This is a genomic window from Streptococcus oralis (assembly GCF_001588645.1).
Taxonomy (GTDB): Bacteria; Bacillota; Bacilli; order Lactobacillales; family Streptococcaceae; genus Streptococcus; species Streptococcus oralis_AB.
Map to the genome: position 1 here is coordinate 1 of NZ_LAYF01000017.1, position 16,156 is coordinate 16,156.

Here is a 16,156-nt window from a genome sequence, read left to right on the forward strand (position 1 = left end):
ACTAGCTGAACAATTTGATGATAAAGTATTAGAAAATGAAAAGATTATTTGAATTTCCATAACTTAAGAAAGTTCATCATTTTTAATTATCTCTGTAAAATGATTGAAAGCATGAAATTTCCAAACAAAATATTTGAAAAATTTTGAAAAAAGAGTTAGAATATTTTTTGTAATATACAAAGTAAACGCTTACTTATCAAGGAGGACATTTTATGTCATACAAAACAAGCAATGCAGAAGGTCATGTAGATTTCATCAATACCTATGATTTGGAGCCAATGGCGCAACAAGTTATTCCTAAAGCAGCATTTGGCTATATCGCTAGTGGGGCGGAGGATACTTTCACTTTGCGTGAGAATATTCGTGCCTTTAACCACAAACTCATCGTTCCTCATACACTTTGCAATGTAGAAAATCCAAGTACAGAGATTGAATTTGCAGGCGAAAAATTGTCTTCACCAATCATTATGGCGCCTGTTGCGGCTCATAAATTGGCAAATGAACAGGGTGAAGTGGCGACTGCGCGTGGTGTGCATGAGTTTGGTTCTCTCTATACAACCAGCTCTTACTCTACTGTCGACCTTCCAGAAATTACGGAAGCCCTTCAAGGGACACCTCATTGGTTCCAGTTTTACTTTAGTAAAGATGATGGTATCAATCGCCACATCATGGACCGTGTGAAGGCTGAAGGTTATAAAGCGATTGTCTTGACGGCTGATGCTACGGTAGGGGGCAATCGTGAGGTCGATAAGCGTAATGGTTTTGTCTTCCCAGTTGGCATGCCGATTGTTGAAGAATACCTGCCAGAAGGTGCTGGTAAATCAATGGACTTTGTTTACAAATCAGCTAAACAGCGCCTATCTCCACGAGATGTAGAATTTATCGCTGAATACTCAGGACTTCCTGTTTATGTCAAGGGGCCACAATGCCGTGAGGACGTTGAACGTTCGCTTGCTGCTGGAGCTTCTGGTATCTGGGTAACCAACCATGGTGGCCGTCAAATCGACGGTGGGCCAGCTGCCTTTGACTCACTTCAAGAAGTAGCAGAAGCAGTTGACAAACGCGTACCAATTGTCTTTGACTCTGGTATTCGTCGTGGCCAACACGTCTTTAAAGCCTTGGCTTCAGGAGCAGACTTGGTAGCTATTGGCCGCCCGGTTATCTATGGCTTGGCTCTCGGCGGTAGTGTTGGTGTGCGTCAAGTCTTTGAACACTTGAATTCAGAATTGAAGACAGTTATGCAGTTATCTGGAACTCAGACTATTGAAGATGTCAAACACTTCAAACTCCGTCACAACCCATACAATCCAACCTTCCCAGTTGACCCTCGTGACTTAAAATTGTATTGATAAAATAGCTTGCCTCCACTTGATGTGGAGGTTTTTCTTCGTATATAGGAAGAATAAATCACCATTGAAATCTATATAAATATATTTTTCAGTCAAATATCTTGCTAGGGCTTTCATTTTTTGCTATACTGGTGCAGTAATTAAATAATAAAGACATTTGGGGTGCTTTAGGCTGAGATGATACCCATTGAACCTGATACAGTTAAGACTGGCGAAGGGAAATGTGAAACGTTTTTTCGTATGGCGAAATGAACGATCTAATCTTGTAAGCTAAACTCTAATTCTTGATTGTAATTGGAGTTTTTTTGTTTATATAAACTGGATGAAGGTGATACAAAGCATTTAGGTAGCTTTTCTTGAACGCCCTTGATTTTCTTTAAAAAGGTCAAGTAAAACTAGGATTTTCTTGATGTTTTGTTGATTACGAACGAGTAAAGAGAGGAAAAGTAAATATGGAAAGACAAGACTATGCATTTCAGCCAGGTTTGACTGTTGGAGAATTATTAAAAAGCAGTCAGAAGGATTGGCAGGCTGCAATCAATCATCGTTTTGTTAAGGAACTTTTTGCGGGGACAATTGAGAATAAGGTCTTAAAAGACTACCTAATTCAAGATTATCACTTCTTTGATGCCTTCTTATCCATGCTGGGTGCTTGCGTAGCCCACGCAGACCAGCTTGAATCCAAGCTTCGTTTTGCCAAGCAACTAGGCTTTCTTGAAGCAGATGAAGACGGTTATTTCCAAAAAGCTTTCAAAGATTTAAAAGTATCTGAGAATGACTATCTGGAAGTGACCTTGCATCCTGTAACAAAAGCCTTTCAGGAGCTTATGTATTCTGCTGTATCATCATCAGACTATGCCCATCTTTTAGTCATGCTGGTCATTGCAGAAGGTCTCTATTTAGACTGGGGTTCTAAAGATTTGGCTCTACCTGAAGCCTATATTCATTCGGAATGGATTAATCTCCACAGAGGTCCTTTCTTTGCAGAGTGGGTTCAATTTCTGGTTGACGAACTCAATCGTGTCGGAAAAGGTCGAGAAGATTTGACAGAACTTAAGCAACGCTGGAACCAAGCAGTCGCTTTAGAATTAGCCTTTTTTGATATTGGTTATGATGCTTAGGGAAAGTTCAGGATACTGACAAATTTGATGAGGTAAATCATTCAATGTAACTGAAAAATTTCTTAACGAAAGATAGAGATAAATCGAAATCAGTAGATCGTATAAAGTGAAAAGGAAGGATTTCAATATGACAAGTTTAAAATTATTAAAAGAAAAAGCACCATTAGTAATCTGTATCACCAATGATGTTGTAAAAAACTTTACAGCAAATGGATTAGTAGCACTGGGTGCCTCACCAGCTATGAGCGAGTACCCAGCAGACTTAGAAGATCTATTAAAATATGCTGGAGGATTATTGATTAACATTGGGACTTTAACGGATAATAATTGGAAGCTGTACCAAGAGGCACTAAAAATTGCTGAAAAATATAATGTTCCTGCAGTTTTAGATCCTGTAGCCTGTGGAGCAGGAGAATATAGAAAAAAAGTAGCAGATGATCTAATCAATAATTACAAACTGGCAGCGATTAGGGGAAATGCTGGCGAGATTGCCTCTTTAGTAGGAATAAATGTGGCATCTAAAGGAGTAGATAGTGCAGGCGTAGATAATATTGATGAAATTGCTCTAGCAGCAAATAAAAAGTTCAATATTCCAATAGTAGTAACAGGTGAAGTGGATGCCATTGCGGTTAATGGAGAAGTTGTAACGATTCATAATGGTAGTGCCATGATGCCAAAAGTTATTGGGACAGGATGCTTATTAGGTGCTGTAGTAGCAAGCTTTATCGGACTTGAAAAAGGTCAAGAATTGAAATCATTAGAAACAGCAATGTTGGTTTACAATATCGCTGGAGAAATGGCAGAAAAACGTCCAAATGGGCATCTTCCTGGAACATTTAAAGTTGAATTTATAAATGCCTTATACGAGATTACAGACGAAGATGTAAAGGAATTCAAAAGAGTGAAGTAAGATGTTTCATAAAGAATTACTAAAACTATATTTTATTTGTGGAACGACTACTTGCCAAGGAAAAGATATATATAGAGTCGTTGAGGAAGCCTTAAAAGGTGGTATAACCTTATTTCAATTCCGTGAAAAAGGTGAGGGAGCCTTAGAAGGTAAAGAAAAAGTCGAATTAGCAATTAAACTACAGGATCTTTGTAAAAAATACAATGTTCCGTTTATTGTTAATGATGATATTGATTTGGCAATGGAAATTGATGCTGATGGTGTACATGTAGGACAGGATGATCTTGGTGTTGATGAAATTAGAAAATTGATGCCAGATAAAATAATTGGTCTTTCTATAAAAAACGAGGAAGAATTTCAACAATCAAAAGTTGAATATGTAGATTATGTTGGTGTTGGTCCTGTATTTGATACCCAGTCAAAAGATGATGCTGGTGGTGCTATAGGTTATGAAGGTCTTAAATTGATGAGAAAACTATTGCCACAAATTCCCTTAGTTGCAATTGGTGGGATACAGACGCAACATATTAAAGATATTATGAAGACCAATGTTGACGGCGTTTCAATCATTTCAGCAATATCGTATGCAAAAAATATAGAAAAAACTGTTCGGGAAATGAGTGAACAATAGGCATCAATTTTTCCTTGGATTCTGAGGGAGTAGGATTTTCTTTTTTCTAAAAAGATATGTCCAGATTCAGTTCAAATAGCTAATCCATCAAATAAGTCATTTATTTTTTGCAAAAGAAAGATCTGCTGTCTTTTTGAGTACAAGGCTGTATTTCCAGTTCAATTCCTTGAACTAGAATAAATCGTCTGTTAAAATAATTATATAATTAAATAATAAAGACATTTGGGGTGCTTTAGGCTGAGATGATACCCATTGAACCTGATACAGTTAAGACTGGCGAAGGGAAATGTGAAAAGGTTTTTTTCGTATGTCGAAAAGAACTGTCTAATCTTGTAAGGTAAACTCTGATTCTTAATTGTAATTGGAGTTTTTTTGTTTATCAAAAGAGGATAGGCTTGACGGCAAGCCTTTTGGTAGCTCTCCTTGAATGCCCCACTTTTCTTTAATAAAGGAGTTTTTTATGTTGAAAAAATGGCAGTTAAAAGATGTTATCTTACTTGCTTTCTTGTCTATCTTTTTTGGTGGCGTTTTTGTGGGTTCAGGCTATCTGTTTGATATTCTCACACTAATCTTGGCCCCTCTTGGTTTGCAGGCCTTTGCCAATGAAATCCTCTTTGGTCTCTGGTGTATGGCCGCGCCCATTGCAGCTATCTTTGTTCCAAGAGTCGGAAGTGCAACGATTGGAGAAGTGCTTGCTGCACTTGCTGAAGTTCTTTATGGTAGCCAATTCGGTCTAGGTGCTCTGTTGTCTGGCTTGGTTCAAGGCTTGGGAAGTGAATTTGGTTTTCTCGTAACCAAGAATCGCTATGAAAGTTGGCTCTCTCTAACTGCCAATAGTATTGGGATTACGCTTGTTAGCTTTATCTATGAATACATTAAATTAGGTTATTATGCCTTCTCCCTTCCTTTTGTCCTTTCCTTGCTGGTGGTGCGTTTTATTTCCGTCTTTTTCTTCTGTACCATCTTGGTTCGTGCCATTGTAAAACTCTACCATCAGTTTGCAGCTGGAGGAAAGGCATAGATGGGCCTGGAATTAAGAGGGATTCAATCTCCAATCTTTTCGGAACCGATTGATTTTACTTTTCATGCGCAAGCTTTTACCTTGTTAGTTGGGAGCAGTGGTTCAGGAAAATCCAGCCTTTTTCAAATCATTGCCCAGGTCACTTCCTTGCCCTATAGTGGTCAAGTCCTGATAGATGGAAACCAGGTCAGTCAGCTTTCTATCGTCGAACGTGTCCAGACGGTTGGCATTCTCTTTCAAAATCCCAATCATCAATTTACCATGGAGAACTTGTTTGAGGAGCTGATTTTTACCTTGGAAAATATTGGCCATCCTGTGCAGGAGATTGATGCTAGAATAGCTGAGGTGGTCCGGCAATGTCGTTGCGAGGCAATCTTGAACCGTCCCATCCATCACTTATCAGGTGGTGAAAAGCAAAAAGCTGCGCTGGCTGTTCTCTTTGCCATGAATCCTAGGGTCTATCTCTTGGATGAGCCCTTTGCTTCTATTGACCGCAAAAGTAGGATAGAGATATTGGAGATTCTAAAGGAGTTGGCCTCTAATGGGAAGACAGTCATCCAGTGCGACCATGATTTATCAGACTATGGAGCCTACATTGACCATATGGTGGAGCTGAGAGAGGGACAACTAAGAGAAGTGTTTCAAATCCCTACCTCTGAGATAACACAGGTTGCTTCAAAGGAAGTTGACTCTAGCCCAGAACTATTCCATATGGACCGTGTGACTTGTGAGCTGGGGAATCGCCCCCTCTTTTCGATTGCTGATTTTACGATCTACCAAGGAATTTCCTGTATCCTAGGTGACAATGGCGTCGGGAAATCAACCTTCTTTCGGTCTATTCTTCAATTTCAAAAGTATAGAGGGCGCATTACTTGGAAGGGTTCTGTCCTAAAAAAGAAAAAGAGCCTGTATCGTGACCTGACGGGTGTCGTTCAGGAAGCTGAGAAACAGTTTATCCGAGTCAGTCTGCGAGAAGAGCTTCAATTAGATGGACCTGATTCTGGAAGAAATCAGCGAATTCTCCAGACTCTACGATATTTTGATCTGGAGCAGGCGCTTGATAAGAGTCCCTATCAATTAAGTGGTGGCCAACAAAAGATTCTTCAGCTTTTGACCATCTTGACCAGCAAGGCTTCTGTGATTTTGCTAGATGAACCATTTGCTGGTTTGGATGATAGAGCTTGCCATTATTTTTGCAAGTGGATTTTGGAGGACAGAAATCAAGGAAGAAGTTTTTTGATCATTAGCCATCGTTTAGATCCCTTGATTTCTGTGGTCGATTATTGGATCGAGATGACTAGTGAGGGTCTCAGTCATATTAAAGATGTGACAATCAGCAAACCTCTCAGTTTTCTGAGTAGGAATACTCCAAGGGAGGTGAAGTAGTATGATCAAAGTAGCAACCCAGACACCGATACTCAGTCTCTTCTTGCTGATTTTATCCTTAGAGACATCTTTCATTCCATCGATTGCTCTTAATCTTTCAGTAGTCGCATTTTGCATTCTCTTCATGCTCTACCACCGTCGATTTAAGATGTTGACTTGGATTCTTGTGCTCGCCATTTTGCCATCCTTCGCTAACTATTGGGCAGTTCAGTTACATGGGGATGCTTCTCAGGCAGTCATGCTTGGGACGAGAGCTTTTGTGACAGTTTGTATCGGTCTTGTCTTTGTTTCCAGTATTTCCCTAAAAGAGCTTCTCTTGTACTTGGCTCAAAAGGGGTTATCACGGTCTTGGGCCTATGCCTTGATTGTGGTATTCAATGCATTTCCCCTCATTCAACAAGAAATCAAGTCCCTCAAGGAAGCTTGCTTATTGCGTGGTCAAGAACTGCATGTTTGGTCGCCCTTGATTTACAGCAAGGTTCTGATGACGGTCTTTAGATGGCGCCATCTCTACTTGAGAGCTCTGTCTGCACATGGATATGATGAGCATGCACAGTTGGAGAATCGCTATCGGACTTTTTATATTCCTCAAAGGACAAAATTGATCTACCTACTTTTCTTTTTATTGCTTCAAACCAGTTTATTTCTATAAAGGAGTTATTATGGAATTTACAGATATTGCGATGGAATTATCCAAGGAAGCTTGGCAGACTTCCTTTCATCATCCCTTTGTTCTACAGTTACAAGAGGGAACGTTAGAACCTACTATTTTCCGCTATTACCTGATTCAGGATGCCTACTATCTGAAGGCCTTCTCAGAAGCCTATCACCTCTTGGCTGATAAGACTTCCAACGAGGAGATGAAAAGACTCTTGAAACAAAATGCCCAGAGTCTAGTGGAGGGTGAGTTGTTTATTCGCCAACAATTTTTCAAGGAATTGGGAATCAGTGACCAGGAAATGGAGGAGCAACCGATTGCTCCAACCTGTTATCATTACATTTCTCATATTTATCGACAATTTGCAGAACCAAACTTGGGCATTGCTTTTGCTAGTTTGCTTCCATGTCCTTGGTTATACCATGATCTGGGCAAGGCACTTAATCGCAAACCATCCCCGAATCCTCTTTATCAACAGTGGATTGAAACCTATATCACCGATGAGTTAGAACAGCAGATTAAAGAGGAAGAAGCCCTGGTCAATCAGCTCTATCGCGAAAGCAACGAGACAGACAAACAAAAAATGCTAGAGGCCTTCCACCGAAGTGTCCACATGGAAGCCAAGTTTTGGGAGATGGCTTACCAACATCAAACCTGGACGAGTGATTTACAGTCCTTAGAAAAAGAGAAGAAATAGAAAATGAGAAACCACCAACTACAAGTTCACAAATTAACCATTTTATCCATGATGATTGCTCTTGACGTAGTTCTTACACCCATCTTCCGAATTGAGGGAATGGCACCGATGTCTAGTGTAGTCAACATTCTTGCAGGAATCTTGATGGGGCCTATTTATGCCTTGGTCATGGCTACAGTCACAGCCTTTATCCGTATGTCTACTCAAGGCATTCCGCCCTTGGCCCTCACAGGAGCTACTTTTGGAGCCCTCCTCGCAGGTCTCTTTTATAAGTATGGTCGGAAATTTCACTATTCTGCTCTAGGAGAAATCTTGGGAACAGGTATTATCGGTTCCATTGTTTCCTATCCTGTTATGGTTCTCTTTACGGGATCTGCTGCGAAGCTCAGTTGGTTTATCTACACCCCTCGATTTTTCGGAGCAACCTTGATTGGTACAGCAATTTCCTTTATTGCCTTTCGGTTTTTAATCAAGCAGGAATTCTTTAAAAAAGTGCAAGGATATTTTTTCAGTGAAAGGATAGACTGATGCAGAAATTGACAAATCCTTTCCCTCTAGCAACCAGTTCCTTGATTCACTGCATCACCAATGAGATTTCTTGTGAGATGCTGGCTAATGGTATTTTGGCCCTGGGATCTAAACCTGTCATGGCAGATGACCCTCGTGAGGTCCTTGATTTTACCAAACAAAGCCAAGCTCTCTTTATCAATCTGGGGCATTTGTCTGCTGAGAAGGAAAAAGCAATCCGTATGGCAGCTTCTTATGCAGACCAAACTTGTCTCCCAATGGTAGTAGATGCGGTTGGCGTAGCAGCATCACCCATTCGTAAGGGACTAGTCAGAGATCTTTTAGAATACAAGCCCACGATCCTTAAAGGAAATATGTCAGAAATCCGAAGTCTTGTTGGCTTAAAACACCATGGAGTTGGAGTTGATGCGAGTGCTAAAGATCAAGAAACGGAGGATCTGCTTCAAGTCTTGAAAGACTGGTGTCAGCTTTATCCTGGTATGTCATTTTTAGTCACTGGACCCAAGGACCTCATCGTTTCGGAGAACCAGGTTGCAATATTGGGAAATGGCTGTGCAGCATTGGACTGGATAACAGGGACAGGAGACTTGGTTGGAGCCTTGACAGCCGTTTTTCTCAGCCAAGGAATGACAGGTCTTGAAGCTTCTTGCTTAGCAGTCTCTTATCTCAATATCGCTGCTGAGAGAATAGTTGCTCAAGGAATGGGATTGGAAGATTTTCGTTACCAAGTTCTCAATCAACTCTCTCTCCTAAAAAAAGACGAAGACTGGCTAGAAGCCATCAAAGGAGACTTTTATGAATAGAGAAGCACTTAGACTGTATCTAGTAACCAATCGCTACCAAGATTCCTTGGAAAGCTTTCTTGAAAAAGTTGAGACGGCCTGCTGTTCAGGTGTTACCATAATCCAACTACGAGAAAAAAATCTCACCACCAATCAATACTATCAACTGGCAAAACAAGTCAAGGAAATAACAGATGCCTATCAGGTACCCTTGATAATCGATGATCGATTGGATATCTGTCTTGCAGTAGATGCTGCAGGTCTGCATATCGGAGACGATGAACTACCAGTCTCAGTTGCCCGCAGAGTACTAGGTTCTGAAAAAATCCTAGGTGTCACTGCTAAAACAGTTAAAAGTGCTCTCGAAGCAGAAACATGGGGTGCGGATTACTTGGGAACAGGAGCCATTTTCCCGACTACGACCAAAGAAAATGCGCCTATCACCCTGATTTCAACCTTGAAAACAATTTGCCAAACGGTCGCCATTCCAGTAGTTGCTATCGGAGGCCTGACGTCAGAGAATATTGACCAACTTATCGGCACGGGTATAGCTGGTGTAGCTGTTGTACGTGATCTGATGCAGGCAGAAGATATGGAGGCAAAAACGCAAGCCTTTTTAACAAAGCTGGATGACGTGATTTCCTAATCAAAAACTCTCTAATTCCCTTAAAGCGGGAACTAGAGAGTTTTTCTTAATCTTTAAAAGTTGTATGGTTGACTGGACCAGAACCATGTCCGAGTTGAGGAGCGTCTTGGATGGCTTTCGTGATAAAGGCCTTGGCCTTATCAACTGACTGGTAAAGGCTTCTGCCCTTGGCTAGTTCAGCCGTAATCACAGCAGCAAAAGTACATCCGGTACCATGGGTGTGACAGGTTTGAATTCTTGGACTTTCCCAGACAAATTGTTCATCCTTGGTAAAGAGGAAATCCTTGGCACCACCTTCCAGATGGCCACCTTTGATAACAACAGACTGAGGACCAAATTCTTTTATAATCAGGCGACCGGCACGCTGTATGTCTTCTGGGTCATGAATCGAAAAGCCAACAATCTCTTCTGCTTCAGGAAGATTCGGAGTGATAATGGTTGCAAGGGGAAGCAGATTTGTTTTTAGGTAGTCTCTGGCACTAGAATCAATCAGGGTGTCCCCACTCGTAGCGACCATAACAGGGTCAAGTACATAGGGACAGTCCAGCTTTTTAAGATAGGGTTGGATGATTTCCATGATTTCAGTAGTTGCCAACATCCCAGTTTTTACAGCCTGAGGCTTGATATCCGAAAAGACACTCTCCAATTGGGCTTTCAACATTTGAGGAGAAACGTGTTCGATTAATTGAACGCCTCTGGTATTTTGAGCGACAAGACTGGTCACAACGGCCATTCCATAGACATCTCTAGCTTGGAATGATTTTAAATCAGCCATAATGCCAGCACCGCCACTAGGGTCAGTCCCTGCAATGGTTAGAGCAACGGGTAAATAAGTCATCTAAAACCTCCCAACCAACTGAAGTTTGTATTCTTAAGAACAAGCTAGTCTGTTTTAGGAAGGCAATGGAAGACTGGTAGTCCCCATTATTGTTTCCACTTCCATCAGTCAGCATTACCTAGATTGAGTCAAAGGGATCTAACAGTCGTTAATCTCAGCTTTACGCACCCCTAGTGGTTGTTTTCTTTTTTCTACAGTATAGCATATTTTTATAGTTTATATAGTAAAATTTGACTGCAAATCTCTCATCAAATGGTTAAAGTACTTTTTTAAGAAATATGTAATTTTATAATTGACAAATGTAGATTTTGGAGGTATACTGATAATTGTAATTGACAAATGTAGATTTTGGAGGTGTGCTGATGCAGATTTCAGATGCAGAATGGCAAGTCATGAAGATTATTTGGATGCAGGGCGAACAGACCAGTACGGATTTGATCAGAGTTCTGGCGGAGCGGTTTGACTGGTCCAAGTCTACAGTTCAGACTCTTTTAGTTCGCTTAGTAGAGAAAGAGTGCCTGACTAGGAAAAAAGAGGGCAAGTCCTTTGTCTATTCAGCCCTTTTAACTCTGGATCAAAGCCGAGACCTGCTTGTCCGAGATGTCAAGGACAAGGTTTGTTCTCGTAGGATGAAGCAGTTGGTGGCTGACTTGATTGCGGAATGTGATTTCACTCAGGCTGATTTGGCAGACTTGGAAGCTGTGATTTCTGAGAAAAAAGCTAGCGCAGTTGCTGAAGTAAAATGTAATTGTATGTAAAGGAGACGTCATGTTAAATAGTATTGTAACCATTGTTTGTATTGCCCTTATCGCGTTTATCTTGTTTTGGTTTTTCAAAAAGCCTGAAAAATCTGGACAAAAGGCACAGCAAAAAAAGGGCTACCAAGAGATTCGAGTGGAAGTCAAGGGAGGTTATACGCCTGACTTGATTATCCTCAAGAAATCAGTGCCAGCTCGTATTATCTTTGATCGTAAGGATCCTTCACCCTGTCTGGATCAAATTGTTTTTCCAGATTTTGGAGTACATGCGGACCTGCCTATGGGGGAAGAGTATGTAGTGGAAATCACGCCTGAGCAGGCTGGAGAGTTTGGATTTGCTTGTGGTATGAACATGATGCACGGCAAGATGATTGTAGAGTAGGAGGAAACTATGACAGAAATTGTGAAAGCCAGCCTAGAAAATGGCATTCAAAAAATCCGTATCACAGCTGAAAAAGGCTATCACCCCGCCCATATCCAGCTCCAAAAAGGGATTCCCGCTGAGATTACCTTTCATCGTGCAACCCCTTCAAACTGTTATAAAGAAATTCTTTTCGAAGAAGAAGGGATTCTAGAACCAATCGGAGTAGACGAGGAAAAGGTCATTCGTTTTACACCTCAAGAGTTGGGGCAACATGAATTCTCATGTGGAATGAAGATGCAAAAGGGAAGCTATACCGTCGTTGAGAAGACTCGAAAATCTTTGTCACTTTTGCAACGTTTTTGGATTACCAGTATCTTTACTGTGCCTCTTGTGATTCTCATGATTGGGATGTTGACAGGCAGCATTAGTCACCAAGTCATGCATTGGGGAACCTTTCTAGCCACAACGCCTATTATGTTAGTAGCAGGTGGTCCTTATATCCAAAGCGCTTGGGCCAGCTTTAAAAAACACAATGCCAATATGGATACCTTGGTTGCTTTGGGAACTCTAGTGGCTTATCTCTATAGTCTAGTTGCCCTCTTCGCTGGGCTCCCTGTCTACTTTGAAAGTGCTGGATTTATCCTCTTCTTCGTTCTTTTGGGAGCAGTTTTTGAAGAGAAAATGCGGAAAAATACTTCACAAGCTGTGGAGAAACTACTAGACTTGCAGGCTAAAACAGCAGAAGTCTTGCGTGATGATAGCTATGTTCAAGTTCCCTTGGACCAAGTCAAGGTAGGCGACCTGATTCGAGTGCGGCCCGGTGAAAAGATTGCAGTTGATGGTGTCGTAGTGGAAGGTGTGTCCAGCATAGATGAATCCATGGTGACAGGTGAGAGCTTGCCGGTAGACAAAACAGTTGGAGATACCGTCATTGGCTCAACCATCAATAATAGTGGAACCCTTGTTTTTAGGGCAGAAAAGGTTGGCTCAGAGACTGTTTTGGCTCAGATTGTAGACTTTGTGAAGAAAGCTCAAACTAGTCGTGCGCCGATTCAGGACTTGACAGATAAGATTTCAGGGATTTTTGTCCCAGCAGTTGTCATTTTAGGAATCGTGACCTTTTGGGTTTGGTTCGTCTTGCTCAGGGATAGTGTAGTCGTGCTTGGAGCTAGCTTTGTGTCTTCTCTTCTCTATGGAGTTGCGGTTTTGATTATTGCCTGCCCTTGTGCCTTGGGACTTGCAACACCAACGGCCCTTATGGTGGGGACAGGTCGCAGTGCCAAGATGGGGGTTCTCCTAAAAAATGGAACAGTCTTACAGGAAATCCAGAAAGTCCAAACTCTCGTCTTTGATAAAACAGGGACTTTGACAGAAGGGAAACCTGTGGTAACAGATATTATCGGCGACGAAGTAGAAGTGCTTGGATTGGCAGCCTCCTTGGAAGAAGCTTCCCAACACCCACTGGCTGAGGCCATTGTCAAGCGAGCGAGTGAAGCTGGACTTGAGATTCAAACTGTTGAAAATTTCCAAGCCTTGCACGGAAAAGGTGTCTCAGGGCAAATCAATGGGAAACAAGTCTTACTTGGAAATGCTAAAATGCTAGATGGCATGGATATTTCTAATGCTTATCAGGAAAAACTTGAAGAACTGGAAAAAGAAGCTAAGACAGTTGTGTTCTTGGCTGTTGACAATGAAATCAAAGGCTTGCTTGCACTACAAGATATTCCTAAGGAAAATGCTAAACTTGCCATCAGTCAGTTGAAAAAACGAGGTCTTAAAACAGTCATGCTGACAGGGGATAATGCTGGTGTGGCGCGTGCCATTGCAGATCAGATTGGCATTGAAGAGGTCATTGCAGGTGTATTGCCAGAAGAAAAAGCCCATGAAATCCATAAACTACAATCAGCTGGAAAAGTAGCCTTTGTTGGTGATGGTATCAATGACGCTCCTGCCCTCAGTGTAGCGGATGTGGGAATTGCTATGGGAGCTGGAACAGATATTGCCATCGAGTCAGCAGATTTGGTGTTGACAACTAATAACCTCTTAGGAGTTGTTCGTGCCCTTGATATGAGTAAGAAAACCTTTAATCGAATTCTGCTCAATCTTTTCTGGGCCTTTATCTACAATGTCGCCGGAATTCCGATTGCAGCAGGAGTCTTTTCAGGAATTGGTCTCGTTCTCAATCCAGAACTGGCAGGTCTAGCTATGGCCTTTAGTTCTGTATCTGTTTTAACCAGTTCACTCATGCTAAACTTTAGTAAAATAGACTAAAAGCGAGCTTGCTCGCTTTTTATACTCTTCGAAAATCTCTTCAAACCACGTCAGCTCTATCTGCAACCTCAAAACAGTGTATTGAGCAACCTGCGGCTAGCTTCCTAGCTTGCTCTTTGATTTTTATTGAGTATTATTATAAAACAGTTGTATAAAACGTTTTCAAACTGTACTGTAATAGAGAATAAAAACTTCTGAGCACATTCTTAGGAGACCCAAAACAAATGTGGTAAAGTAGTAGAGTAAAAATTTGCTGAAACGTTTCCAATTAGTATATGAAAACGGATTTATCAAATTTTAAAAATATTTGAAGGAGAGTTATCATTATGACTCAAGGGAAAATTACTGCATCTGCAGCAATGCTCAACGTATTGAAAACATGGGGCGTAGACACAATCTACGGTATCCCATCAGGAACACTCAGCTCATTGATGGACGCTTTGGCTGAAGACAAAGATATCCGCTTCTTGCAAGTTCGCCACGAAGAAACAGGTGCTCTTGCTGCGGTTATGCAAGCTAAATTTGGTGGCTCAATCGGGGTTGCAGTAGGTTCAGGTGGTCCAGGTGCGACTCACTTGATTAACGGTGTTTACGATGCAGCTATGGACAACACTCCATTCCTTGCTATCCTTGGATCACGTCCAGTTAACGAACTCAACATGGATGCTTTCCAAGAGCTTAACCAAAACCCAATGTACCACGGAGTAGCTGTCTACAACAAACGTGTAGCTTATGCTGAACAATTGCCAAAAGTTATTGACGAAGCTTGCCGTGCTGCAGTTTCTAAAAAAGGTCCAGCTGTTGTTGAAATCCCAGTAAACTTCGGTTTCCAAGAAATCGATGAAAACTCATACTACGGTTCAGGTTCTTACGAGCGTTCATTCATCGCTCCTGCTTTGAACGAAGTTGAAATCAACAAAGCTGTTGAAATCTTGAACAATGCTGAACGTCCAGTGATCTACGCTGGTTACGGTGGTGTTAAAGCTGGTGAAGTAATCACTGAATTGTCACGTAAAATCAAAGCACCAATCATCACGACTGGTAAAAACTTTGAAGCTTTCGAATGGAACTATGAAGGTTTGACAGGTTCTGCTTACCGTGTTGGTTGGAAACCAGCCAACGAAGTAGTCTTTGAAGCAGACACTGTTCTCTTCCTAGGTTCAAACTTCCCATTTGCTGAAGTTTACGAAGCATTCAAAAACACTGAAAAATTCATCCAAGTGGATATCGATCCTTACAAACTTGGTAAACGCCATGCCCTTGACGCTTCAATCCTTGGTGATGCAGGTCAAGCAGCGAAAGCTATCCTTGATAAGGTAAACCCAGTTGAATCTACTCCATGGTGGCGTGCAAACGTTAAGAACAACCAAAACTGGCGTGATTACATGAACAAACTCGAAGGTAAAACTGAGGGTGAATTGCAATTGTATCAAGTTTACAATGCAATCAACAAACATGCTGATCAAGACGCTATCTACTCAATCGACGTAGGTGACACTACTCAAACATCTACTCGTCACCTTCACATGACACCTAAGAATATGTGGCGTACATCTCCACTCTTTGCGACAATGGGTATTGCCCTTCCTGGTGGTATCGCTGCTAAGAAAGACAATCCAGATCGCCAAGTATGGAACATCATGGGTGACGGTGCATTCAACATGTGCTACCCAGACGTTATCACAAACGTTCAATACGACCTTCCAGTTATCAACGTTGTCTTCTCAAATGGTAAATATGCCTTCATCAAGGACAAATACGAAGACACAAACAAACACTTGTTTGGTTGTGACTTCCCTAATGCTGACTATGCGAAAATCGCTGAAGCGCAAGGAGCTGTTGGATTTACAGTTGACCGTATCGAAGACATCGATGCAGTTGTTGCAGAAGCTGTTAAATTGAACAAAGAAGGTAAAACTGTTGTTATCGATGCTCACATCACTCAACACCGTCCACTTCCAGTAGAAGTACTTGAATTGGATCCAAAACTTCACTCAGAAGAAGCAATCAAAGCCTTCAAGGAAAAATACGAAGCAGAAGAACTCGTACCATTCCGCCTCTTCTTGGAAGAAGAAGGATTGCAATCACGCGCAATCAAATAATTCCTCTCATCGAAAATCAAATGTAAACTTTGTAGATTTTATTCTTTGATTTTCATAGAGCGGAACTTGAAAAGATCGGAGAAATCCGGTCTTT

16 protein-coding genes and 2 riboswitches are annotated in these 16,156 nt (G+C 41.4%); of the genes, 15 read left to right on the top strand and 1 reads right to left on the bottom strand.

What is annotated here, in order from left to right; all coding sequences use genetic code 11:
- The first annotated feature begins 212 nt into the window (after nt 1-212).
- From lctO to thiE (A0739_RS09025), 11 genes are all read left to right on the top strand, one after another.
- Complete coding sequence (lctO, locus tag A0739_RS08975; protein ID WP_061587749.1) at nt 213-1,349, top strand: L-lactate oxidase; 1,137 nt, start codon at nt 213-215, stop codon at nt 1,347-1,349.
- 148 nt (nt 1,350-1,497) lie between these two features.
- Nucleotides 1,498-1,586: riboswitch (TPP riboswitch) on the top strand.
- Between the two features lie 215 nt (nt 1,587-1,801).
- Nucleotides 1,802-2,470 carry a TenA family protein gene (locus tag A0739_RS08980; protein WP_033605928.1) on the top strand — a complete coding sequence of 223 codons (669 nt, stop codon included), beginning with the start codon at nt 1,802-1,804 and terminating at the stop codon, nt 2,468-2,470.
- 127 nt (nt 2,471-2,597) lie between these two features.
- Complete coding sequence (gene thiM, locus A0739_RS08985) at nt 2,598-3,380, top strand: hydroxyethylthiazole kinase (RefSeq protein WP_033605927.1); 783 nt, start codon at nt 2,598-2,600, stop codon at nt 3,378-3,380.
- Between the two features lies 1 nt (nt 3,381).
- On the top strand, nt 3,382-4,011 hold the full coding sequence (thiE, locus tag A0739_RS08990; RefSeq protein ID WP_033605926.1) for a thiamine phosphate synthase: 630 nt from the start codon (nt 3,382-3,384) through the stop codon (nt 4,009-4,011).
- 213 nt (nt 4,012-4,224) lie between these two features.
- Nucleotides 4,225-4,313, top strand: a riboswitch (TPP riboswitch).
- Between the two features lie 158 nt (nt 4,314-4,471).
- Nucleotides 4,472-5,032, top strand: coding sequence for an ECF transporter S component (locus tag A0739_RS08995; protein WP_061587750.1), 561 nt, complete (start codon nt 4,472-4,474; stop codon nt 5,030-5,032).
- Entirely contained in the window at nt 5,033-6,418 is a 1,386-nt protein-coding gene (locus A0739_RS09000; RefSeq protein WP_061587751.1) for an ATP-binding cassette domain-containing protein, read from the top strand.
- Between the two features lies 1 nt (nt 6,419).
- Entirely contained in the window at nt 6,420-7,070 is a 651-nt protein-coding gene (locus A0739_RS09005) for an energy-coupling factor transporter transmembrane component T (RefSeq protein WP_061587752.1), read from the top strand.
- A 10-nt stretch (nt 7,071-7,080) separates the two neighbouring features.
- Nucleotides 7,081-7,773, top strand: coding sequence for a thiaminase II (gene tenA / locus A0739_RS09010; protein WP_061587753.1), 693 nt, complete (start codon nt 7,081-7,083; stop codon nt 7,771-7,773).
- Between the two features lie 3 nt (nt 7,774-7,776).
- A complete protein-coding gene (gene thiW / locus A0739_RS09015; RefSeq protein WP_061587754.1) occupies nt 7,777-8,301 on the top strand; it encodes an energy coupling factor transporter S component ThiW in 525 nt (174 codons plus the stop codon).
- Complete coding sequence (gene thiM, locus A0739_RS09020) at nt 8,301-9,104, top strand: hydroxyethylthiazole kinase (RefSeq protein WP_061587755.1); 804 nt, start codon at nt 8,301-8,303, stop codon at nt 9,102-9,104. Before thiW ends, thiM (A0739_RS09020) begins: the two co-directional genes overlap by 1 nt.
- A complete protein-coding gene (gene thiE / locus A0739_RS09025; RefSeq protein WP_061587756.1) occupies nt 9,097-9,729 on the top strand; it encodes a thiamine phosphate synthase in 633 nt (210 codons plus the stop codon). The genes thiM (A0739_RS09020) and thiE (A0739_RS09025) overlap by 8 nt, the downstream gene beginning before the upstream one ends.
- A 46-nt stretch (nt 9,730-9,775) precedes the next feature.
- On the opposite strand, the gene thiD is transcribed toward thiE (A0739_RS09025), so the two are convergent.
- A complete protein-coding gene (gene thiD, locus A0739_RS09030) occupies nt 9,776-10,567 on the bottom strand; it encodes a bifunctional hydroxymethylpyrimidine kinase/phosphomethylpyrimidine kinase (RefSeq protein ID WP_061587757.1) in 792 nt (263 codons plus the stop codon).
- Nucleotides 10,568-10,929: 362 nt separating this feature from the next.
- On the opposite strand from thiD, the gene A0739_RS09035 reads away from it, so the two are divergent.
- The 4 genes from A0739_RS09035 (at nt 10,930) to spxB (ending at nt 16,062) form a co-directional block, all read left to right on the top strand.
- Nucleotides 10,930-11,325: a CopY/TcrY family copper transport repressor gene (locus tag A0739_RS09035; RefSeq protein ID WP_061587758.1), complete on the top strand. Its 396-nt coding sequence runs from the start codon at nt 10,930-10,932 to the stop codon at nt 11,323-11,325.
- A 10-nt stretch (nt 11,326-11,335) separates the two neighbouring features.
- Nucleotides 11,336-11,707, top strand: coding sequence for a cupredoxin domain-containing protein (locus tag A0739_RS09040; RefSeq protein WP_057488596.1), 372 nt, complete (start codon nt 11,336-11,338; stop codon nt 11,705-11,707).
- Between the two features lie 9 nt (nt 11,708-11,716).
- Nucleotides 11,717-13,960 carry a heavy metal translocating P-type ATPase gene (locus tag A0739_RS09045; protein WP_061587759.1) on the top strand — a complete coding sequence of 748 codons (2,244 nt, stop codon included), beginning with the start codon at nt 11,717-11,719 and terminating at the stop codon, nt 13,958-13,960.
- A gap of 326 nt (nt 13,961-14,286) precedes the next feature.
- Nucleotides 14,287-16,062 (top strand): pyruvate oxidase, encoded by a 1,776-nt coding sequence (gene spxB / locus A0739_RS09055; protein WP_061587760.1) that lies wholly within the window; start codon nt 14,287-14,289, stop codon nt 16,060-16,062.
- The last annotated feature ends 94 nt before the right edge of the window (nt 16,063-16,156 follow it).